A 21,058-nucleotide genomic window follows, 5' to 3' on the forward strand; every position below is an offset into this window, starting at 1 on the left:
TAAAACGAATCGGTACCCACCGCATCCCAGGATGCCAGTTCCGGGCAGGAATCATGACTCTAACAGAACTCCGCTACATCGTAACCTTGGCCCAGGAGCGTCATTTCGGACGCGCCGCAGAGCGCTGCTTCGTCTCGCAGCCGACCCTGTCGGTGGCCGTCAAGAAGCTGGAAGAGGAGCTGGGAGTCGCACTGTTCGAGCGTTCCAAGTCCACCGTACAGGTCACACCGCTCGGCGAGAAGATCGTTCAGCAGGCCCAGCGCGTGCTGGAACAGTCCAGCGTGATCAAGGAGCTGGCCAATGCCGGCAAGGATCAGCTCTCCAGCCCGTTGCGCATCGGCGCCATCTATACCATTGGACCTTACCTGTTTCCGCATCTGGTGCCGGAACTGACGCGGCGTGCGCCGAAGATGCCGCTCTACATCGAGGAAGGCATGACCGGCGATCTGCGCCGCAAGCTCAGAAACGGTGAGCTGGACATCATCATCGTGGCGCTGCCCTTCACCGAGACCGACGTTCTGACCAAGACGCTCTACGAAGAACCCTTCGAGGTGCTGTTGCCGTCGGGTCACGCGCTGCTCGAACAGGGCAGCATCGCCAAGGAGCAATTGATCAATGAGCGTCTGCTGATGCTGGGCGAGGGCCACTGCTTCCGGGATCAGATTCTCGAGGCGTGTCCGGCCATCGGCCATCAGATCAACAATCCCGAGAATACCCTGATCGCCGAGGGGGGCTCGCTGGAGACCATTCGTCACATGGTCGCCTCAGGCCTCGGTATCACCGTGCTGCCCTACTCGGCCACCGGTACCGGCCATTACGAGAGCGGCGTGCTCGAGACACGTCCCTTCAAGGACCCCGCCCCCAGCCGCAGCGTGGCCCTGGCATGGCGTGCCAGCTTCCCGCGCCCCAAGGCGATTGACGTGATCAGCCAGGCGATCGCCGAGTGCTCGACCCGCGCCCGCCAGAGCAACGAGAACGGCATGCAGGGTTCCGCTTCCCAGAGCCACGAACCGGCATGAGCAGGGCGGGCACGGACGCCTCATCTGCCGGGCCCGCCAGCGCCGGTGTCTTTGCCACCGGCGCGCTGGCGCAACCGCTGGACAGCCTGAGCGGGGTCGGCCCCGCGCTGAGCGAGAAGCTGTCGCGGCTGGGACTGGAGCGCGTGGCGGACCTGCTCTTCCACCTGCCGCTGCGTTATCAGGACAGGACTCGCGTCACCCCCATCGGCACGCTCAAGAGCGGCATGGAGGCCGTGGTGGAAGGCGAGGTGACGGCCTGCGACATCGTCAAGGGTCGCCGGCGCAGCCTGCTGGTGCGCCTGCGCGATGGCAGCGGCATCCTCAGTCTGCGCTTCTTCCACTTCTCTCCCGCCCAGCAACAGCAGTTCCAGCGTGGCCACAGCGTGCGCTGCTTCGGCGAGGCGCGTGCCGGGGCCACCGGTCTCGAGATCTACCATCCGGAATACCGTCTGCTCGGTCAGGGCGCGGCGCCGGTGGAAGACCACCTCACCCCCATCTATCCGGCCACCGAAGGACTCAATCAGGCGCGCCTGCGCGGCTTGATCGGCCAGGCCCTCAAGCAGATCGAGGAGACGCCCCATGAGCTGCCGGACCTGATCCCCGAGGCCCTGCGCGCACGCTTTCGCCTGCCCGGGGTGATCGAGTGCCTGCGTTTCCTGCATGAGCCGCCGCCGGATGCGCCCGTCGATCAGATGAGCGACGGCGTGCATCCCAGTCAGCGGCGTCTCGCCCAGGAAGAGCTGCTCGCCCATCAGCTGAGCCTGCGGCAGGTGCGAGCGCGCATCCAGCAGGATGGCGCCCCCTCGTTGAGCGCCAGCGGTGGCCTGAGCACCCGCTTTCTTGCCCAGTTGCCCTTCTCGCTGACCGGCGCCCAACGCCGTGTGCTGGATGAGGTACGCCGTGACCTGGCGCGCGAAGTGCCGATGCTGCGCCTGGTGCAGGGCGACGTGGGCTCGGGCAAGACGGTGGTAGCGGCAATGGCGGCCCTGATCGCCATCGGTGGCGGCTGTCAGGCCGCCTTGATGGCCCCCACCGAGATTCTCGCCGAGCAGCACTATCGCAACTTCCGCGAATGGCTGGAGCCGCTGGGCATCGAGGTCGCGTGGCTGGCCGGCAAGCTCAAGGGCAAGGCGCGGCTGGATGCCAAGGCGGCCATCGCCGATGGCCGGGCACGCATGGTGGTCGGGACTCACGCGCTGTTCCAGGCCGACGTGACCTTCCAGCGCCTGGGGCTGGCAATCGTCGATGAGCAGCATCGCTTCGGCGTGCATCAGCGCCTCGCCTTGCGCGAAAAGGGCGAGGCCGGCGGCCTGACCCCCCATCAGCTGATCATGACCGCCACGCCGATCCCGCGCACTCTGGCGATGAGCGCCTACGCGGATCTCGATCTCTCGGTGATCGACGAGCTTCCCCCGGGGCGTACCCCGGTACAGACCGTGGCAGTGGCCGACCCGCGGCGCCCCGAGGTGGTCGAGCGCATTCGCGCCGCCTGCGCCGAGGGTCGTCAGGCCTATTGGGTATGCACGCTGATCGAGGAATCCGAGGTGATGACCTGTCAGGCCGCCGAGGTGACGCGTGACGAGCTGACCGAGGCGTTGCCGGAGCTGTCCATCGGTCTGGTGCACGGCCGCATGAAGGCGGCCGAGAAGGCCGAGGTGATGGCGGCGTTCAAGGAAGGCGAACATGACCTGCTGGTGGCCACCACGGTGATCGAGGTCGGGGTCGATGTGCCGAATGCCAGCCTGATGGTGATCGACAACCCCGAACGTCTCGGCCTGTCGCAGCTGCACCAGCTACGCGGGCGTGTCGGGCGTGGCAGCACCGAGAGCTTCTGCGTGCTGCTCTATCATCCGCCGCTCTCTCAGCACTCCAGGCAACGCCTGGCGGTGATGCGCGAGACCACCGACGGCTTCAAGATCGCCGAGAAGGACCTGGAGCTGCGCGGGCCCGGCGAAGTGCTGGGCACGCGCCAGACGGGGCTGGCGGGGATGAAGATCGCCGATCTCGAGCGTGACAGCGACCTGATCGCCCCGACCACCACCCTGGCCGATGCCATCCTCACTGAGGCCCCCCAGGCCGCGGAGCCCCTGATCCGCCGCTGGCTGGGGGAGGCGGCTGGCCAATACGGCGCCGTCTGAGCGCCCTGCCCACCTGTCCCCCAACGCACTCGTTCACCTGGTCACTCGTTCACTTGGCCACTTGCCAGCCGCGCCAGCCCTCAGCTGGCGCGGCTGGCCTTGATCAGCTGGGTGCCGGCACTTTCCAGCGGCTGCAACAGCCGCAGCACCAGAATCAGCTGTGACAGCGCCAGGCGCCCGGTGGTGGACTCGACCTGCTCGATCTCGGCCTCCAGCGCCGCGATCTCATGATCGCTTTCCAGCGTGAGGGTGATCTCGCCGCCCGCCTCCAGCTGCTCACCCAATGTCGTCAGCTGCTGACTCAGACGCTCGCCATGGCGCAACAGCGTCTCGATGCCGCTGCTGGCGGACGAGGTGGATTCCAGCTCGCCACGATGCGCCGCCAATGCCGACAGATACCCCAGCGCGGTATGGGCATGGAGCAGGAAGCCGAAGCCCGGTTCCACGTCACGCCGGAAATGGCCCGGCTCCTTGCGCGCCGTCGCCAGCAGGCTCGAGAAGGCGGCGTCGGCATTGTGGGCATTGCGCCGCGCCAGGCGGTAGGCCAGGTCATCGCGCTTGCCGTGACGATACTGGGACAGCACCTCCCCCAGATAGCGCCCGCTGGTCTTGAGGCTGACACCGGCCTGACGATAGAGCTTGCGGCCCTGCCAGTCCGGCAGGATCAACACCACGGAAAGCCCCGCCAGCAGGCCACCGACCAGCGTATCGAACAGTCGCGGCCAGATGAGATCGAAGCCATCACCGACCTGGTTGAAGCAGGCCAGCACCATCAGGGTGATGGCCGCCGTCGCCAGGGTGTAGCGTGACCCGCGCGTGGCGAAGAACAGCACCCCCGCGACCACGGCGATGCCGGCCTGGAGGGTGGGGGCCGGGAACAGGCTGATCAGCGCCCAGCCAGCCAGCAGGCCGATCAAGGTACCGACGATGCGCTGAGCCAGGGTGCGCCGGGTATCGCCGAAGCTGGGCCGGCAGACGAACAGCCCCGTCAGCAGAATCCAGTAGCCCTGGGTCGGGTGGACCGCCAGCAGCACGCCATAGCCGGCCACCAGGGTCGCGGTCAGGCGCAGCGAGTGACGGAAGATCGGCGAGCGCGGGGTCAGATGGCTGCGAATGCGCTCGAGCATGTCCCGCGTGCCGTGAGGCGAGCGATCCAGCAGGCTGTTGTCGCTTTCACTGCTGCTGGCTTCCAGATCGCCGAGTCGCTCGATCTGCCCTTCGATCAACCGCAGGTTGCCCGCCAGCGCCTCCAGCGCCTGCATCAGATGACGCCATTCAGGCCGATGCTGCTGCTTGAGATACTCTAGCGAGGCGTTGAGGTCTTCCAGCGCCTGCTGGCTGTCACTGGCCTCGAAGGGCTGACGCATCAGCAGCGCCCGGCCCAGCCCCTTGCAGGCACCGCCCTGCTGCTCCAGCAGGCGCTGACAGCGGAACAGGATATCGTGATGGAAGAAGGCATCACTGAGCTGGCCATAGGGGTAATGGCTCGAACTGGCCCGCTCATGAAGGTCCTGGGCGATGAAGTAGAGCCGCAGGTAGCGATCCAGCTTGCTGGTGTCGCGCCGCCCGGCGAGACGCCGGAAGACCATCTCCTTGGTCTGGTTGAGCGCCACGACCACGCGACCATTCTGCTCCGCCAGCGCCAGACGACGCGCCGAGCGATCCACGTTGCGCAGTGGCTCGAACAGCTGAGCCTTGAGAATCAGATAGCGGCCCAGTTCACGGTAGAGGGTCGCCATGCTGTGCTTGAGCGGCTGACGCGAGAACAGCGCGCACCACAGTACCGACAGCAGGCCATACCAGGTCGCGCCGATCACCAGCAGCAACGGCTGGACCAGATTGATGCCCAGTCCCGGCTCACGCAGCCACTCGGGCAGGCTGCGTTCCAGCAGCGCGATCTGCCCATCGCCATGCTGCTGCTCGAGACTGATCATGGTGTACACGGCCAGAATCAGCGAGGCGCGGGCGATGGCCCCGTAGCGGGCATCGATCGCCGCCAGCATCGGCAGAGTGAAGGTGGCCAGCGCCAGGCCGATCACGAAGGGCAACGGCATGCCGAACAGCAGCTCCACCGAGACGGCGGCGATGCTGAAGCAGGCCAGCGTCATGCCCAGCGCGCGCAGTCGCCCGCGCCAATGGTCATCCGTTTCCGCCAGTCCCGAGGCAATCACGCCGAGAAACAGCGGGATCACCAGCGCCATCTCGTCCAGCCAGAACCCTACCGCCATCACACCGCCCAGCGCGATGAGCATGCGCAGCGAATAGCTGAAGGCATCCAGCGTCCACAGTCGACGCAGGGAGTGGATGAGCGAGTGTTGCAGGGAGCGTGTCATGAAGTGTTCCGTGACCAGGGCGCGAGCAGCGCATTAGACTTTAGATTTATGCCGCTAGCATACCACCCTGTTCTGCCGTGTCCGATAGCTCCGGCTCACACAAGCGTTGGCAAGCGCTTCAGGCGCCAAACTCTCCGTCCGTGCCACTCTACCCACTCATGCTACCCACTCATGCCTACCCCGGATTTCATGGAGAATACCGATGCACCCACTCATCGAACGTGTCACTGGCGCCCTCGGGCTGTCACCGGAGATTGCCGAACAGGCGGTCGGCCTCATTCTCAAGTTCGTGCGTGAACAGGGCCCGGATGGGCCGGCGGCATCACTGCTGGGGGCCATTCCGGGCGCCGAAGGGTTGATCGGCAGCGCTGGCGAGGAAGCCGCCGAGTCCGGGGGCGGTGGCCTCATGGGCGGCCTGATGGGGGCGGTCAGTGCATTCACCGGAGGCAGCGGAGGGGGAGCACTGGAGCTGGGCCAGAAGCTGATGGGACTGGACCTGAACATGGATCAGGCACGTGGCGTGGCCGATGAGACGCTGAGCTATGCGCGCGAGCAAGCCGGCGATGGTGTGGTCGACCAGGTCATCGAGGGCATCCCGGGCCTCAAGCATCTGCTGTGACACCTTGCGTGCCCTCACGAAAAACGCCCCGCTGAGCAGATCAGCGGGGCGTTTTTTTCGGTCATTACGGCATGGCCGTCGGTTCAGCGAATCCGCTTGAGCAATGACTGCAGACGATTGAGCTGGGCGGAATCCCCGACCAGACGCACGCGCTGCTCCATCATGCCATTCAAGAAGGCCTTGGGAGACGGCTTGAGCAGGAAGGCCACCGCACTCTCAGCCTCCGCGAAGCGCAGCTCAAGCTCCGTATCCACCGGCAGACCGGTGCCGGAGGTCACGCCTTCCCGAGACATCCGATAATGACGCGCGATGCTCAGATCCTCCGTGGCAACGCCCCAATCCAGCGAACGCGTCTCGAGCTGAGCGCGAAATTCGGGGTCGCGCCGGAAGGCACGCTTGAGCAACAGGCCCAGTACCCACAACAGCAACTTGAGCTTCATGGCGTCATTCCTTCCTTGAGAGGCGGCACGGTCAAGCGGTCAGCCGCGAACAGCCATCGATACCGTCCATGACAAAATGCCACCGGGCCCGAGTGGCGGAGCCGGTGGCATCGATACTGACATCGGGCAAGCATGGCGGGCCGCCACGCCAGCAGGGGCGCGGCGGCGTGGACCAGACTTACTTGGTCACCGCATCCTTCAATGACTTGCCCGGCTTGAAGGCCACTGTCTTGCTGGCCGGGATGGTCAGGGGTTTGCCTGTCTGGGGGTTCTTGCCGGTACGCGCTGCACGCTGACGCACCGTGAAGGAGCCAAAACCAATCAATGAAACATCGTTGCCCTTGGCGACCGTGTGGGTGATCTCGTCGAGAATCACGTTCAACACCTGACTAGCCTTGTCCTTGGACAGATCCGCACGCTCGGCGATGGCCGCAGCGAGTTCTGGCTTGCGCATGAAAAGCCCTCCTGGTTTGGCATTCTGCACGGGCGGCTCAGCCGCCGATTCGTTGTTGTTCTTACACGGATGTTGTTCTTGCACGGATGTTGCTGCACTTGCTGGCATTGCATGGCGCTTGGGCGATGCGATACCGGGTCCCCCTTTCTCGGGGTGAACGTCACCGGTAACACGTCGTCCCTGATTCTCGCCTGACGCTCTGTGACGGAAACTTCACTATCGTGCCTGACTACGCTGGCTTCAAGGGGTCTGCGACCATCGGCCATGGCATCGCCTAGCCTAGCAACGGCGGTGCCTGCCGCGCCAGCTCGACTTTCCTGCGAACGGAGGCGCCTGTCAACGCATATCCAATCAAGCGTTCGTTCGCATCGAGAGCGCGGGCATCGAGATCATCTCCCTCGCCCGTGATGTCCCAGCGCGCCACGGCCGTTCGAGGCGGGTAGGCCACGATGGGCAGCGCCGGTGTCTTGACCAGCACGGGCCAGGCCTTCCAGTCGAGCTCGACCGCCTCGCCGCACAGATTGGCGGCCAGCACCCGAGCCGCGGCCTGCAGGGGCTGCACGTACATGGCATTGACCCCTTCGACACTGGCGCAGTCTCCCAGCGCCCAGACATGCGGCCGGGAGGTGGCAAGGTGACGATCGACGCGGATGCCATCCCCGCCAGCACTCAATCCCGCGCCCTGTGCCAGCTTGATGCGTGGCGCGAGCCCCGTGGCCAGCAGCACCAGCGAGCCCTCCACCGCATGACCACTCTGCAGCACCACGCTGACGGGCGCCTGCGTTGCCTTGCCGGCGGTGATGGTCTCGACCATCTCTCCTTGCAGCCGACGCACGCCGATGGCATCGAAGGCCTTGCCAAGTCGCCGGCCGAGCGCCTGGGGAAGCAAGCCATCCAACGGAGTGTCTTCCGCTGCGACCAGGGTGACCTCATGTCCTGCGGCTTTCAGGTCATTGGCGTATTCACACCCCACCAGACCGGCACCGACGATCACGACACGGCCACTCTCTCCCGCCTCACGCGCTGCCGTCAGCGTGGCGCTGAAGGCGGCATAGTCATCGAGATCATTGATGCTCATCACGCGCGAGCCGACCGAGTCATCGATGGGGAAGGGTCGCCGTGGCGCGGCACCGAGTGCCAGCACCAGCTCGTCATAGGCCAGGCATTCCTCGCCCAGCCAGACCTGTCGCGCGTGGGTATCGATGCTCGTCACTCGCTGATGGGTGCGCAGCTCGGCGTCCAGTTCATCCACCAGTGCCACGGAGGTCTGCCGTGCCAATGCCCGGGCGCTCATGCCCTTGGCAAAGGCGGTGGACAGCAGAGGCTTGGCGTAATCGTGGCCACTGTCCTGACTGACCAGGATCAGTCGACTGTCCTTGTCACGCGCACGCAGGGCACGCGCCAAGCCAATGCCGGCCATGCCGGTGCCGATGATGACAAGGGTACGAGGGTCGCGCATGGCGCCATCTCCTGAGATCGATCCGAGAGGAAAAGAGGGTAGTCGGGCCCCAGCATACCAGCCTGCCACTGGCGCGGGCATGCTCACGCTGCAGGCCTTGCGGTTCGGGCGTGCTAGACTCGCCACTTGTCATCCTGACAGGGAATTCATCGTGGTCTGTCACTCCCACTCGGCAGCGTTTGCCGGCAAGATCGCCATCCGGGCCATGTCTCGCTCGGAACTCAGCACTCCCTGCGCTCACCAGAGAGCGATGGACTCGGCGGTCCGCCGCCACTGGCAGCCCGCCGCGAGCCTGCAAGGCGTCATGCCGGCCGGCTGGTGGCCATGGCTGTCCTCCAGCGACTCGCTGACCCAGCGTCTCGATCACGCCATGCGCATGCTCGATGGTCAGGGGCTGCGCGTGCGCCTGCTGCTGCAGGACACCGGCCCTGCCCGGCGTGATGAGGCGCGGATACTGGGTATCGCGCCACGACGCCATGTCTGGCGGCGCGAAGTGGCCTTGTGTCATGGCGATGAGCCCTGGGTGATCGCGCGCTCGCTGGCGGCGCTGGACCTGGCCCATGGCCACCGTCTTTCGACGCTCGGCGAAGGCTCGCTGGGCCATTGGCTGTTCCGCCAGCCCGACCTGACCCGCAGCGCCATCGATGTCAGCCGGGCGCCACTGAGGCTTGCCAGCACGCAGCCGCTGGCACGCACCGCCAGCCTGTGGATGCGCCGCTCGATGTTCTCGCACGGTCGCTTCCGGGTACTGGTCCAGGAAGGTTTCACCCCTCGGTTCCAGCACGCTCTGGAACTCTGATTCCCCACTGCCGTTCGATCAGGAGTCCTGATGTCAGCGTCATCCGCTTCCCGCCCGTCCAAACTGGCCGATTACCTCGCCCTGACTCGTCTGGACCGCCCCATCGGCACCTGGCTGCTGATGTGGCCGACCCTCTGGGCCCTGTGGCTGGCGGCCGATGGGCTACCGGACCGCGATACGCTGCTGATCTTCGTGGCTGGCGTCTATCTGATGCGTGCCGCCGGCTGCGTGATCAACGACTACGCGGATCGCCACTGGGACAAGCATGTCGAACGCACCCGGGATCGCCCGCTGACCTCAGGACGCATCACGGAGCGCGAGGCGCTGACCCTGTTCGGTGTGCTGGTCGCGGCCGCCTTCGTGCTGGTGTGCTTCACCAACCTGACCACGGTGCTGCTGTCGATCGTCGCCGTGCTGCTGGCGGCCAGCTATCCGTTCATGAAGCGCTTCCATCATCTGCCGCAGGTGGTGCTGGGTGCCGCCTTCGGCTGGGCGATTCCGATGGCCTTCGCGGCGACGCTTGAGGAGGTGCCGACCTATGGCTGGTGGCTGTTCGCGGCCAATCTGATGTGGACGGTGGCCTACGACACCGCCTATGCGATGGTCGATCGCAATGACGACCTCAAGGTCGGCATCAAGTCCACCGCCGTCCTGTTCGGCCGCGTCGACAAGTTGATGATCGGTCTGCTGCAGCTGGGCATGCTGGCGGTGTTGATCGGCATCGGCCTGCACCTGGCGCTGGGCGGCTTCTACTGGCTGGGGCTGACCGCGGCGGCCGTGACCTTCGTCTGGCAGCAGCGCCTGATTCGCGAGCGGGAGCGTGGCCCCTGCTTCCAGGCATTTCTCAACAACCACTGGTCCGGCCTGCTGATCTTCGCGGGCATCGCGCTGGCGACCTGGCCAGCTGCCTGATCCCTCTTTCCGGCCAACGGGCCCGAGTCCTCATCCGGTCTGCCAGCGACCTTCCTCGTGCGGCGAGGCGTGACATTCACGCCTTGATAGAGTTGAGGGACTCGCTGGCAAGCCGGGCGGCAAGCTGCCAAGCTGGCGATTGTCATCTCACTGTCATATAAGCAGGTTGTAATCGTCATCGACTTGTCATTCTGGCGCGTGCGCCGACTGCTGCATGGGATCTAGCGATGAGCTCCAAGACCGTACTGATTGTCGACGACGAATCCTCGATACGCGAGATGATCGCCGTCGCCCTGGAAATGGCGGATTACCGCGTGCTGGAGGCCGACAATGCCCAGGACGCCCACGCCATCGTCGTCGATGAAAAGCCCGATCTGCTGTTGCTGGACTGGATGATGCCCGGCACCAGCGGGCTGGAACTGGCGCGCCGCCTCAAGCGTGACGAGACCACGGCGGAGCTGCCGATCATCCTGCTCACCGCCAAGGGCGAGGAAGACAACAAGATCCAGGGGCTCGAGGCCGGGGCGGACGATTACATCACTAAGCCCTTCTCGCCACGCGAGCTGGTGGCACGCCTCAAGGCCGTGCTGCGCCGCACCACGCCCAAGGGCGTCGAGGAGTCGGTGGAAGTCGAGGGTCTGATGCTCGACCCCGCCAGCCACCGCGTGACCGCACACGGCAACTCCCTGGAGGTCGGCCCCACCGAATACCGCCTGCTGCAGTTCTTCATGACCCATCAGGAGCGCGCCTACACCCGCAGCCAGCTGCTGGATCAGGTCTGGGGCGGCAATGTCTATGTCGAGGAGCGCACCGTGGACGTGCACATTCGTCGTCTGCGCAAGGCGCTGGGCGAGGGGCATCAGCACTTGATCCAGACCGTCCGCGGTACCGGTTATCGCTTCAGCGCCCAGGCCTGAGACGCGGATGCGCTACTGGACGAACGAGCTATGGCGGCTGGGCTATCTGGCGGGCGGCTTCGGGCTGGTCGGCGGACTGCTCGGCCTGCTGGGCTGGGGCCTGGCGCTGGGGCTGGCGCTGTACCTGTTCGTCCATCTCAAGCACCTCAAGAGTCTCTACACCTGGCTGATCACCAACCCCCATGAAGAGCCGCCGCCCGGCGATGGCGTCTGGGGGGATCTGCTCGATCGTCTGTATCGCTACCAGAAGGGTCAGCGTCAGGCACAGGAGCGACTGCGCAGTATCCTCAACCGCATCCAGGAATCCTCGGAAGCGATGCGCGATGGCCTGGTGATGCTCGACAACCACGGCGACATGGAGTGGTGGAACAGCGCTGCCGAGCAGTTGATCGGCCTCAAGGCCAGTCACGACCGCGGCCAGCACGTCACCAACTATCTGCGTGACCCCGTGTTCATCGATTACTTCAATCGGCTGGCCTATCGTGAGCCGCTGACCCTGCAATCGCCGCTCTCCGACAACCTGACCCTGCAGATCTCCATCACCCTGTTCGGTGACAACGAGCGCCTGGTGATGGTGCGTGATGTCACCCGCCTCTACCGTCTCGAGGAAATGCGCCGCGACTTCGTGGCCAATGTCTCCCATGAGCTGCGCACGCCGCTGACGGTACTGGCCGGCTACCTCGAGACCTATTCCGACTATGCCGATGACCTGCCCCCGCGCTGGCAGCGTGGCCTGGGACAGATGCAGAGTCAGACCGACCGCATGCAGCACCTCGTCGAGGATCTGCTGACCCTGTCGCGCCTGGAGACCGACGAGCTGTCGGGCGAAGGACGTCGCATCGACATGGCACAGCTGCTGACACGTATCCGGGAAGATGCCGAAGGCCTCTCGAAGGAGCGGCATGTCATCACGGTGGAGGTCGAGCCCGGACTGGCCCTGATGGGTGAGGAGCAGGAGCTGAGAAGCGCGATCTCGAATCTGGTCTTCAATGCGGTGCGTTACACGCCGGAAGACTGCCACATCACGCTGCGCTGCCAGAGCACCAGCGAGGGCGTGATGGTCGAGGTGGAGGATGACGGTGACGGCATTGATCCCGTGCATCTACCGCGCCTGACGGAGCGCTTCTATCGCATCGACAAGGGACGCAGCACCGCCACTGGTGGCACCGGGCTGGGACTGGCCATCGTCAAGCATGTGCTGATCCGCCATCAGGGCCGCCTGGAGATCGACAGCCTGCCCGGCGAGGGCGCACGCTTCCGTTGTCATTTCCCGGCGGAACGCCGCTGCGCGACGACTGCCTGACGGTAGACACGAACGCCCCGCCGCGCCCTCTGCATGAGGTCACGGCGGGGCGTCGTGGTATCTGCGTTCGTCAACGCTCGCGATAAAGCCTGGCTCAGCGGCGCGGGGCAGGCAGCTGTCGGTAGTGGCTCTGCCACATCAGGACGGCACCCGCCACGGCCCCGGGAATGAACAGCAGGTTGGCCAAGGGCACCAGCGTCAGCACGAACACGGCACCACCGAAGGTCAGTGACGGCCACCAGCGCGCCTTGAGACGCTGCTTCATGTCACCGAAGCTGACCTGATGGTTGTCCATCGGATAGTCCAGATACTGGATCGCCATGCTCCAGGCCGAGAACAGCCCCCACAGCAGCGGTGAGAGCAGATTCAGGCCCGGAATGAAGCCGAGAATGAACAGCGCGATCATGCGGGGAATGAAGTAACCCAGCTTGGCCATCTCGCGCCCCAGCGAGTCGATCCCGATCTTCACCAGGCCACGCTCATCCTCGATCAGGGTGCCATCCAGACGATGCTCAACCTTCTCGGCCAGAATGCCGTAGAACGGCGCCGCGATCAGATTGGTCACCAGGCTGAAGGTGAAGAACACCGCCAGCAACAGACTCAGCACCAGCACCGGCCAGATCAACCAGCTCAGCCATTCCAGCCAGCTGGGCACCTTGAGCATCCAGTAATCGATCCAGCCCTCGAACTGGCTGAACAACAGCCACAGCGTGGCACTGTAGAGCACCAGGTTGATCGCCAGTGGTACGAACACGAAACGGCGTAGCCCGGGGGTATAGACCATGCGGGTCCCGCGGACCAGCGCCGATACGGCATCAATCATGCGACGTCCTCGTCATCTCGTGAAAGGCGGCTGCCCTCAGGCGGCCGGAGCCACACCCTAGCACTACCACCCGCCCCACGCAGCTGTCGGCGCATCGAATGGCAGACGCCCCGCACTCCGTCGGCGGGACAGAGGCGGGGCGTCATCGGCAGACAGGCGTCAGGCCCCGGGGAAGGGGCCTGCACGTCAGGGCTTGTCGAGATCCTGCGGCTGGAGGTCATGGGTGTCGGTGTGACGCACGTCCACGCCCTTGACCAGGAAGATGACGTACTCGGCGAGGTTGTCGGCGTGATCCCCGATACGCTCCAGCGCACGCAGAATCCACATCACGTTGAGCACCGGGGTGATCTGGCGCGCGTCTTCCATCATGAAGGTCATCAGCGAACGCATCGCGCTCTGGTATTCCAGATCCACCGAGGCGTCCTCACGCAGTACCTTGAGCGCCAGATCCGTGTCGAAGCGGGCGAAGGCGGTCAGCGAGTCACGCACCATACTGCGCACATGCTGACTGAGGTGACGCACCTCGACCATGCCACGCGGGCTCTGGCCGTTCTCGACCAGCGAGATGGCATTGCGCGCGATCTTGCTGGATTCATCGCCGATACGCTCCAGATCCGAGGTGGCGCGAATCACGGCCAGCACCAGACGCAGGTCAGAGGCCGCCGGCTGACGGCGCGCCAGCACGCGGGTGCACTCGTCATCGATCTTCAGCTGCATGTCGTTGACGGCCTTGTCATTGTCACGCACGCGTGTCGCCGTCTCGCTGTCACCCTCCAGCAGGGCCGTGACGGCATCCTGCAGCTGCTTCTCCACCAGACCGCCCATGGCCAGCAGGTGTGTCTTCAGCGCATCCAGCTCGTGATTGAACTGCTGGGATATGTGCTTGCCGTGCGAATCGCTGGTGATATCCATTACCCTCTCCCGGGAAGTCATCCGCCGAGGCAGGCGGTCTCTGACATGTGGCATTGATGTAGAAGCGCTGCAGCAGGGTCTGGCGCAGGCGGCTCCCTCCTAGCATGACGCCTCTTGATTGCAGTTATATTTCACTCGAGCGCCGGGACACCAATCGAATCTCGCGCCGCGCTGAAATATCCACGACGCGATGGCCCATCCGCCAACGTCCCGCGCGAGACACGTGTCAGCCACCTGCAGTGCCGCTTCGGTGATCTCACCCGAAACGGCCGGTGATGTAGTCCTCGGTCTGGCGACGACGCGGGTTGGTGAACAGCTGATCGGTCGGGGCATATTCCACCAGCTGCCCTTCATGCAGAAAGGCAGTGGCATCCGAGACACGCGCTGCCTGCTGCATGTTGTGGGTGACGATGACCAACGTCAGGCGTGAGCGCAGCGAGCGGATCAGCTCCTCGATCTTGAGCGTCGAGATCGGGTCCAGCGCCGAGGCTGGCTCATCCAGCAGCAGGACTTCCGGCTCCACCGCCAGCGTGCGCGCGATCACCAGGCGCTGCTGCTGGCCACCGGAAAGCCCCAGCGCGCTGTCGAACAGCCGGTCCTTCACTTCCTCCCACAGCGCCGCGGCCCGCAGACAGGATTCGACCTTGTCATCCAGATGGCGCTTGTCATTCTCGCCGACCAGCCTCAGCCCGAAGGCCACGTTCTCGTAGACCGACATCGGAAAGGGGTTGGGCGTCTGGAACACCATGCCGACGCGCCGGCGCAGCATGGGGACATCCACGCCCCGGGCATGGATGTCCTCGCCTTCCAGCCAGACCTTGCCGCTCAGGCGTGACTGCTCATCGAGATCGGTCATGCGATTGAAGGTGCGCAGCAGGCTCGACTTGCCACATCCCGAGGGACCGATGAAAGCCGTCACGCGCTTGCGCGCGATGCGCAGGCTGATATCGTCAAGCGCACGCCGCCGGTGACGCTCCTTGCCCACCTGCGCCTGATAATCGAGGCACAGGTGGCGGGTTTCCAGGCACGTGTCCTGCGGATTGACGACCTCGGGATGCTGCGAGCTCGACTGGACGCTCTCAAATGCAGAGTCACGCTTCATTCGGTGGCTCCCTTGTAACGTTGTGCCAGCATGTGACGCAGGCGAATGGCACTCAGATTGAGGCACAGGATGACGACCACCAGCACCAGCGCGGTCGCGTAGACCAGCGGGCGACTGCTGAAGGCATCGCTGCTCTGGAAGGCCAGATCATAGACCTGATGGCCGAGGTGCATGAACTTGCGATCCAGATGCAGCCACGGGAAGCTGTCATCCAGCGGCAGGTCCGGTGCCAGCTTGACCACGCCGACCAGCATCAAGGGCGCGACCTCGCCTGCCGCACGCGCCACCGCCAGAATCAGCCCGGTCATCAAGGCCGGAGATGCCGCGGGAATCACCACGCGCCTGAGAGTCTCGAAGCGCGTGGCACCCAGTGCCAGCGCGCCTTCGCGCAGGCGATGCGGCACCCGCGCCAGCCCCTCCTCCGTGGCCACGATCACCACCGGCAGCGTCAGCAGCGCCAGCGTCAGCGATGCCCACAGCAATCCACCGGTGCCGAAGGTGGGGGTCGGCAGACGCTCGGAAAAGAACAGTTCATCCAGGCCGGCCCCCAGCCCGTAGACGAAGAACCCCAGCCCGAAGACCCCATAGACGATGGAAGGCACGCCGGCGAGATTTCGCAGCGCGATGCGGGTCAGTCGCGTGAGACGCCCCTGATGCGCGACCTCGTGCAGATAGAGGGCCGCCATCACGCCGAAGGGCATCACCAAAATCGCCATCAGCACCACCATCAGCACGGTACCGAAGATGGCGGGCCAGATGCCGCCACTGCCTTCATTGGGCGAGCCGGAGACGAAGTCGCGAAAGCGCTCCAGCGTCAGCAACAGTCGTCCGCCAAAGCCCATGGCATTCGGCTGCCAGACATGACGGATGTCATTCAGCGCGATGCGCCCCTCATGACCGCCATTGCCCCCGAGCAGCAGCTGGCCGGCGTCCAGGGCTCCCCGGAGGGCCAGCAGTTGCCCCTCACGGGTGATCAGTGCCTCGCGTGTCGTCTCGAGCTCCGCGATCAAGGAGGCATCCGCCTCGTCCTGCGTCGTGACAGGCCCTTGTCGAGCGGACAGTTGCTGCTGCAAGGCCAGCAGGCGCGCACTCAAGGCCTCGCTGTCAGCGCGCAGTGCCGCCAGCTGACGGCGCTGCCCCTCAAGCGCCGCCAACCGCGCATGCAGTGCCTCGGCATTCTGGTGCAGTGAAGGAGTCGGTGCCCCCGGGACCGCACTGTCGGAAGAGAGCTGCGGAGAATGATCCAGCTCACCGGTGAGCGGATCACTCAGCGCTCTGGCCATGCCATACAGCACTCGCCCGTCGCGCATTTCCAGCATCAGTGCCTGGCGAGGAAAGCGGATATTCTCCATCAGGGTATCCGGCAGCCACTGCCAGCTCGCCGAGGCCCCATCCTGAGAGGAGGTCTGCAGCAGCCACCAGCGCTGCGACTGTCGCTCACGTTGCTGATCACCGGTGTCCGCTGCCGAGGGACGCAGCTCCTCATGCATCAATTCGCCCAGCAGGTGACGGTTGTCCGCCGCCGGCTCGCCACGGGTGGTCTTGAGCGCCGTGACGCTCTGCCCCGGCTGGGTGGTGAGTTCGACCTCGACCAGCCGTGAAGGCCAGAAGTGACTGAGCGAGCCCACCACCAGCAGGCTGATCAGCCCCAGCACCAGTACCAGCGAGACACTGACCGCCATGGCATTCAGCCAGCCCCAGGGGCCACCATCACGCCAGTAACGCGCCAGACGCGCCGTCACAGGCTCACGAGGTCTGAGCAACGAGGACGGCGGTACCGCATCAGGACGACTCATCCCCAGCCTCCACGTTGCGGCGGCATGAAGCGCAGGCGCAGCACTTCCGCCAGCGTATTGACCACGAAGGTGAAGAGGAACAAGGCCAGCGCGGCAAGGAACAGCAGGCGGTAATGGCTGCTGCCGACCTCGGCTTCCGGCAACTCGATCGCCAGGGTCGCCGCCAGTGAGCGCACTCCCTCGAACAGGCTGGCATCCACCAGCGGCGTGTTGCCGGCGACCATCAACACGATCATCGTCTCGCCCACGGCGCGCCCCATGCCGATCATCATCGCGGAGAACAGCCCGACGGCGGCGGCCGGCAGGATCACGCGGCGCAGACTCTGCCAGGGTGTCGCCCCCAGTGCCGCGGACCCCGCCGCCAGTCCGCGAGGGACTGAGGACAGCGCATCCTCACTGAGCGTGAAGAGTGTCGGCATCACCGCCAGCCCCAGCGCCATACCGGTCACCAGGGTATTGCGCTGGGCGTAATCGATGCCGTGATGGGCAAACAGCCATTGACGGATGTCGCCCTCGAACCACCAGGCTTCCAGTTGATGAGCCAGCGTCACATCCAGCCACAGCAGCAGCATCAGCAGCGGCAACAGCCCGAAGGCGGCCATGTTTTCCGGCATCAGGCTGCGCAGTGCGCGCGGCGACAGGGTCCACACGAAACCGGCCACCATGGTGCCCAGCGGAATCAGTACCAGCCCCAGCAGCACGGCCATCAATTCACGCTCGACGAAGGGCGCGACCACCAGCGCCGCGATGAAGCCGATCACCACCGTGGGCAAGGCCTCCATCATCTCCAGCATCGGCTTGATGCGCGCCCGCTGGCGCGGGGCCATGAAACAGGCCACATGGATGGCACAGCCCAGTCCCAACGGCACGGCAAACAGCAGGCCGACCAGCGCGACCTTGAGCGTCCCCCACATGATGGGTACCAGCGACAGGCGGGGTTCATGGGCACCGGTGCTCTCCAGCTGCCAGATCCAGGCCGGTGCGTCACGCCCCTCATACCAGACCTTGCCGAAGATCGCGCCAAGCCCCACGACCTGATGCGGATCACGGATCTCGAGACCCGCATAGGCCTGTTCAAGAGCCCCCAGACCACCTGCCACGGACGTTGGCCGTGCCAGCAGACGACGATCCTCCTGCAGGAAGCTCAACTCGACTCCTGCCGCCACCTGTGCGGGTGACAGCCAGTCCACCAGCTGCCGACGACGCTCGGCCGTGGCGAGATACAGCCCGAGTCGGCCATCCGCGTCGAGTGCCGCGAAGCCCAACCCATGATGTGCCGCGGCGATGGTTCTCACCGGGGCCGACAGGCCACTGTCGAAGTCTCCCGCCTTGATCAGCGGACTGGCATGCGCGGGCAGCAGGTAATGACTCAGTCCACCGCCGGCATCCCCCAGGATCAGGCTCTTGCCGCCGCGCAGGACACTCAGGGCGGTGATTGGCTGGGCAGCATGCTCCTGCCGGCCCAGCTTGCGGGCCAGAGGTACCTGGCCGGCGGACGCATCGTTCAACTGCCATTGAGTGAAGGCATGCGGCCCTGCCGTGACCAGCAACTGCCCCTCCAGGGCCGAAAGGCTGGCCGGGCCGGGCAGCCATTGCTGCTGCCAGCTGCCTTGCGGCGTGGTCGAGGCCAGTCTTGCCAGCCACAGACGATCACCTTGTCGATCGGGCATGCGCAGCCATAGCTGCTGTCGGCTCTGCGTGAGGTGAGCCTGCCGATGATCCAATCCCTCGGGTACCTGGAGGGAACTCGATCGACGCAGACCGTCATCGGTGTGCTGGATCAGCTGCAACCGGTTGCCGGCCAGCCACTCGATCCGCCACTCGTCCATGTCCGCGGCGCGAGTGTCCAATGCTCGAGATTCCAGTACCTGCGAGCTGCTCGGCGTCGTGCCGGGCGGTTTGAGCAGCGGCCATGACACGCTGATCAGATAGCCGAGCATCACCACCACCAGCGCCATCACGCCAAGACCTGCAACCGTCAGCCACAGGCTTGCCAGGCGATCGCGACGCAGACGGCGAGATTGCATTCGTGAGGCTTCAGCAGCAGCCGGCATGAATATTCACCACAAGAGAAGAAGCGCGCGGGGAGGGATCACTCCCGCGAGCGAAAGATGGGGTCTGCCTCAAGATTATGTCCATGAGATGACAGCGAGATGACAAGCGTACTCAGAGACCCTCGCCCTCATCCAGCCCCAGACGTTCACGCCACTGGTTCAGCTGATCGTCCGGCAACGGTACATAGCCTTCCCGCAGGATGGCCTGTTGTCCCTGACGCGACATGATCAACGACAGGAACGCCTGCTCCAATGACGGCAGCGGCTTGTCAGGTACACGATTGACGTAGATGTACAGGGCGCGTGTCAGCGGGTAACGCCCGTCGCGGATACTGGCCCGACTCGGAAATATCGCCATGCTGCCGGCGTCACGACTCACCGACAGCTGTTTGACCATGGGAGATGAGGTGCTGAAGCTGGCGTAGCCGATCCCGCCCGGCGAGGAGCCCACGGCGCCGATGATCGACGCCGACCCCGGTTGCTCGCTCACGTCCAGCCGGAAGTCGCCGCCACACAGGGCGACACGCCGGAAGGCACCGTAGGTCCCGGAGGTGGCACTGCGCCCGAAGCGGCTGATCTGACGCTCAGCCCAGTCTCCCGACAGCCCCAGTTGCCCCCACCGATCGGCCCGCTGACTGCCACACTCATGACTGGCCGAGAAGATGGCATCGAGCTGCGCGATGCTGATCGACTCCAGCGGATTGCGGCGATGTACGAGGATGCCCATGGCATCCAGCGCCACGGGGACTTCCAATGGCGGATACCCGAATGCCCGGATGAAGTCCTGGCGCTCCTGATCGCTCATCGGCCGTGACATCAGCCCCACCCGTGTGGTGCCGGCAATCAGGGCAGGCGGCGCCGTCGAGGACCCCGCTGCCTGCAACTGGACCCGCACCCCTGGATGGTAGCGACGCAGCTGAGCCGCCCACCGCGTCACCAGCACCGAGAGGGTATCGGAGCCCACGGCCGTCAGGTTGCCGACGACCCCCGGCACGGGGCGATATTCAGGTACCTCGGCAAACGCGGGCACGACCGGCATCAGCAGGCAGGCCAGCAACGCAAGGCGACTCGAGAGCCAACGGGGACGACGCAAGGATGCGATGAAGAACATGACGATTTCAGGCCTGAAAGATGAATGATGAGCTCATTGGCGGTGATGACTATCGCGTTGTTCCTTCAACCCCTGCCACTCCTTCAATACCACTTCCCTGCGTGAGGCTGTCTCACCAGCGGCATTGCTGCGCCGAGTATCCTTCATTGCAACGTTGAGGCACGAGACCAACATGCTGCAATGCAAGAAAATTCCCGCTGCAACGCCTGGCGAGAGAGGACATCCCTTCCACTGGCAGAGTAGGATACCGGACATGAGATGCCTTTCGTGAGCCACTGCCCGCTCGGGCTCTCCTTCCATCGCCACTAGGCAAACCATCGACGCCACTGGGCAAACCGCCGACGCCAGTGCACCCTGAAGACATAACAACAAGACAGCGAGTGACGACATGCAAGCCCTGGATGATGCCCCGGTGCCGAACGGCACGCTGACGCTCAAGCTGATCGCTCAGCGTCACGATACCAACCTTTATGGCGATATCAGCGGTGGCTGGTTGATGCATCGCATGGATGAGGCCTGCGAACTGGCCGCCGGCCGTGTGGCCAACGGACGGACTGCCACCGTCGCCGTGGAGGGCCTCGACTTTCTCTCACCGGTGCGCGTCGGCTCGGTGGTCAATATCTTCACGCACGTCACGGAAGTCGGACGCAGCTCGGTACGGCTCACGGTCGAGGTCTGGATTCGGCCGCCTCAGGAGCGCAACCATCGTGCGCTGACCAAGGTGACCGAGGCCAACTACGTGATGGTGGCCCTGGACGACAATGGCCGAATCCGCGCGGTGCCGGAACAGGGCAACGACGAGGAAAGTGTTTGACGTGATGGACACCGCCATTCATGAAGAAGCCGCCCCGAGGGGCGGCTTCTTCA

Annotated in this window: 18 protein-coding genes; 8 read left to right on the plus strand and 10 right to left on the minus strand. The window is 64.9% G+C overall.

What is annotated here, in order from left to right; translation table 11 throughout:
* Positions 1 to 53: 53 nt before the first annotated feature.
* Together HXS66_RS10090 and recG are read left to right on the plus strand one after the other, a co-directional pair.
* The gene (locus HXS66_RS10090; RefSeq protein ID WP_176503488.1) at positions 54 to 1,019 is read left to right on the plus strand and encodes a hydrogen peroxide-inducible genes activator; all 966 of its coding nucleotides are present in this window, start codon (positions 54 to 56) and stop codon (positions 1,017 to 1,019) included.
* Positions 1,016 to 3,157 (plus strand): ATP-dependent DNA helicase RecG, encoded by a 2,142-nt coding sequence (gene recG, locus HXS66_RS10095; RefSeq protein WP_176503489.1) that lies wholly within the window; start codon positions 1,016 to 1,018, stop codon positions 3,155 to 3,157. The genes HXS66_RS10090 and recG overlap by 4 nt, the downstream gene beginning before the upstream one ends.
* An 80-nt stretch (positions 3,158 to 3,237) precedes the next feature.
* Here recG and yccS read toward each other — a convergent pair whose 3' ends face one another.
* Positions 3,238 to 5,490, minus strand: coding sequence for a YccS family putative transporter (gene yccS / locus HXS66_RS10100; RefSeq protein WP_084207716.1), 2,253 nt, complete (start codon positions 5,488 to 5,490; stop codon positions 3,238 to 3,240).
* 202 nt (positions 5,491 to 5,692) lie between these two features.
* On the opposite strand from yccS, the gene HXS66_RS10105 reads away from it, so the two are divergent.
* Positions 5,693 to 6,109, plus strand: coding sequence for a DUF2780 domain-containing protein (locus HXS66_RS10105; protein ID WP_077379862.1), 417 nt, complete (start codon positions 5,693 to 5,695; stop codon positions 6,107 to 6,109).
* A gap of 83 nt (positions 6,110 to 6,192) precedes the next feature.
* Here the strand turns inward: HXS66_RS10105 and HXS66_RS10110 are convergent, their stop codons facing one another.
* The 3 genes from HXS66_RS10110 to HXS66_RS10120 form a co-directional block, all read right to left on the minus strand.
* Positions 6,193 to 6,549 (minus strand): hypothetical protein, encoded by a 357-nt coding sequence (locus HXS66_RS10110; protein WP_136939521.1) that lies wholly within the window; start codon positions 6,547 to 6,549, stop codon positions 6,193 to 6,195.
* A 178-nt stretch (positions 6,550 to 6,727) separates the two neighbouring features.
* The gene (locus HXS66_RS10115; protein ID WP_024952843.1) at positions 6,728 to 7,003 is read right to left on the minus strand and encodes an HU family DNA-binding protein; all 276 of its coding nucleotides are present in this window, start codon (positions 7,001 to 7,003) and stop codon (positions 6,728 to 6,730) included.
* A gap of 274 nt (positions 7,004 to 7,277) precedes the next feature.
* Positions 7,278 to 8,462: an NAD(P)/FAD-dependent oxidoreductase gene (locus tag HXS66_RS10120; protein WP_176503490.1), complete on the minus strand. Its 1,185-nt coding sequence runs from the start codon at positions 8,460 to 8,462 to the stop codon at positions 7,278 to 7,280.
* A 79-nt stretch (positions 8,463 to 8,541) separates the two neighbouring features.
* Here HXS66_RS10120 and HXS66_RS10125 point away from each other — a divergent pair, with 79 nt between their 5' ends.
* The 4 genes from HXS66_RS10125 (at position 8,542) to phoR (ending at position 12,393) form a co-directional block, all read left to right on the plus strand.
* Positions 8,542 to 9,261 (plus strand): chorismate lyase, encoded by a 720-nt coding sequence (locus tag HXS66_RS10125; protein WP_255303203.1) that lies wholly within the window; start codon positions 8,542 to 8,544, stop codon positions 9,259 to 9,261.
* Positions 9,262 to 9,291: 30 nt separating this feature from the next.
* On the plus strand, positions 9,292 to 10,173 hold the full coding sequence (gene ubiA / locus HXS66_RS10130) for a 4-hydroxybenzoate octaprenyltransferase (RefSeq protein WP_176503491.1): 882 nt from the start codon (positions 9,292 to 9,294) through the stop codon (positions 10,171 to 10,173).
* A gap of 227 nt (positions 10,174 to 10,400) precedes the next feature.
* Positions 10,401 to 11,090: a phosphate regulon transcriptional regulator PhoB gene (gene phoB / locus HXS66_RS10135; RefSeq protein ID WP_077379851.1), complete on the plus strand. Its 690-nt coding sequence runs from the start codon at positions 10,401 to 10,403 to the stop codon at positions 11,088 to 11,090.
* Between the two features lie 7 nt (positions 11,091 to 11,097).
* Positions 11,098 to 12,393: a phosphate regulon sensor histidine kinase PhoR gene (phoR, locus tag HXS66_RS10140; protein ID WP_136939518.1), complete on the plus strand. Its 1,296-nt coding sequence runs from the start codon at positions 11,098 to 11,100 to the stop codon at positions 12,391 to 12,393.
* A gap of 94 nt (positions 12,394 to 12,487) precedes the next feature.
* Here the strand turns inward: phoR and cysZ are convergent, their stop codons facing one another.
* From cysZ to HXS66_RS10170, 6 genes are all read right to left on the minus strand, one after another.
* A complete protein-coding gene (gene cysZ, locus HXS66_RS10145) occupies positions 12,488 to 13,216 on the minus strand; it encodes a sulfate transporter CysZ (protein WP_084207711.1) in 729 nt (242 codons plus the stop codon).
* Between the two features lie 186 nt (positions 13,217 to 13,402).
* Positions 13,403 to 14,128 (minus strand): phosphate signaling complex protein PhoU, encoded by a 726-nt coding sequence (phoU, locus tag HXS66_RS10150; protein ID WP_077379844.1) that lies wholly within the window; start codon positions 14,126 to 14,128, stop codon positions 13,403 to 13,405.
* Between the two features lie 256 nt (positions 14,129 to 14,384).
* Positions 14,385 to 15,230, minus strand: coding sequence for a phosphate ABC transporter ATP-binding protein PstB (gene pstB / locus HXS66_RS10155; protein ID WP_176503492.1), 846 nt, complete (start codon positions 15,228 to 15,230; stop codon positions 14,385 to 14,387).
* Positions 15,227 to 17,026: a phosphate ABC transporter permease PstA gene (gene pstA, locus HXS66_RS10160; protein ID WP_084207710.1), complete on the minus strand. Its 1,800-nt coding sequence runs from the start codon at positions 17,024 to 17,026 to the stop codon at positions 15,227 to 15,229. Before pstA ends, pstB begins: the two co-directional genes overlap by 4 nt.
* On the minus strand, positions 17,023 to 19,053 hold the full coding sequence (locus HXS66_RS10165; RefSeq protein ID WP_176503493.1) for an ABC transporter permease subunit: 2,031 nt from the start codon (positions 19,051 to 19,053) through the stop codon (positions 17,023 to 17,025). Before HXS66_RS10165 ends, pstA begins: the two co-directional genes overlap by 4 nt.
* 139 nt (positions 19,054 to 19,192) lie before the next feature.
* On the minus strand, positions 19,193 to 20,191 hold the full coding sequence (locus HXS66_RS10170; RefSeq protein ID WP_176493840.1) for a PstS family phosphate ABC transporter substrate-binding protein: 999 nt from the start codon (positions 20,189 to 20,191) through the stop codon (positions 19,193 to 19,195).
* 388 nt (positions 20,192 to 20,579) lie between these two features.
* Here HXS66_RS10170 and HXS66_RS10175 point away from each other — a divergent pair, with 388 nt between their 5' ends.
* On the plus strand, positions 20,580 to 21,005 hold the full coding sequence (locus HXS66_RS10175) for an acyl-CoA thioesterase (RefSeq protein WP_077379833.1): 426 nt from the start codon (positions 20,580 to 20,582) through the stop codon (positions 21,003 to 21,005).
* Positions 21,006 to 21,058: the final 53 nt, after the last annotated feature.

The sequence above is a fragment of the Cobetia sp. 5-11-6-3 genome, assembly GCF_013374055.1.
GTDB classification, from domain to species: domain Bacteria; phylum Pseudomonadota; class Gammaproteobacteria; order Pseudomonadales; family Halomonadaceae; genus Cobetia; species Cobetia marina.

Coding starts and splice junctions, on each gene's coding strand:
- HXS66_RS10090 (WP_176503488.1), top strand. CDS start 54: ATGACTCTAACAGAACTCCGCTACATCGTAACCTTGGCCCAGGAGCGT.
- recG (WP_176503489.1), top strand. CDS start 1,016: ATGAGCAGGGCGGGCACGGACGCCTCATCTGCCGGGCCCGCCAGCGCC.
- yccS (WP_084207716.1), bottom strand. CDS start 5,490: ATGACACGCTCCCTGCAACACTCGCTCATCCACTCCCTGCGTCGACTG.
- HXS66_RS10105 (WP_077379862.1), top strand. CDS start 5,693: ATGCACCCACTCATCGAACGTGTCACTGGCGCCCTCGGGCTGTCACCG.
- HXS66_RS10110 (WP_136939521.1), bottom strand. CDS start 6,549: ATGAAGCTCAAGTTGCTGTTGTGGGTACTGGGCCTGTTGCTCAAGCGT.
- HXS66_RS10115 (WP_024952843.1), bottom strand. CDS start 7,003: ATGCGCAAGCCAGAACTCGCTGCGGCCATCGCCGAGCGTGCGGATCTG.
- HXS66_RS10120 (WP_176503490.1), bottom strand. CDS start 8,462: ATGCGCGACCCTCGTACCCTTGTCATCATCGGCACCGGCATGGCCGGC.
- HXS66_RS10125 (WP_255303203.1), top strand. CDS start 8,542: ATGCTCACGCTGCAGGCCTTGCGGTTCGGGCGTGCTAGACTCGCCACT.
- ubiA (WP_176503491.1), top strand. CDS start 9,292: ATGTCAGCGTCATCCGCTTCCCGCCCGTCCAAACTGGCCGATTACCTC.
- phoB (WP_077379851.1), top strand. CDS start 10,401: ATGAGCTCCAAGACCGTACTGATTGTCGACGACGAATCCTCGATACGC.
- phoR (WP_136939518.1), top strand. CDS start 11,098: ATGCGCTACTGGACGAACGAGCTATGGCGGCTGGGCTATCTGGCGGGC.
- cysZ (WP_084207711.1), bottom strand. CDS start 13,216: ATGATTGATGCCGTATCGGCGCTGGTCCGCGGGACCCGCATGGTCTAT.
- phoU (WP_077379844.1), bottom strand. CDS start 14,128: ATGGATATCACCAGCGATTCGCACGGCAAGCACATATCCCAGCAGTTC.
- pstB (WP_176503492.1), bottom strand. CDS start 15,230: ATGAAGCGTGACTCTGCATTTGAGAGCGTCCAGTCGAGCTCGCAGCAT.
- pstA (WP_084207710.1), bottom strand. CDS start 17,026: ATGAGTCGTCCTGATGCGGTACCGCCGTCCTCGTTGCTCAGACCTCGT.
- HXS66_RS10165 (WP_176503493.1), bottom strand. CDS start 19,053: ATGCAATCTCGCCGTCTGCGTCGCGATCGCCTGGCAAGCCTGTGGCTG.
- HXS66_RS10170 (WP_176493840.1), bottom strand. CDS start 20,191: ATGTTCTTCATCGCATCCTTGCGTCGTCCCCGTTGGCTCTCGAGTCGC.
- HXS66_RS10175 (WP_077379833.1), top strand. CDS start 20,580: ATGCAAGCCCTGGATGATGCCCCGGTGCCGAACGGCACGCTGACGCTC.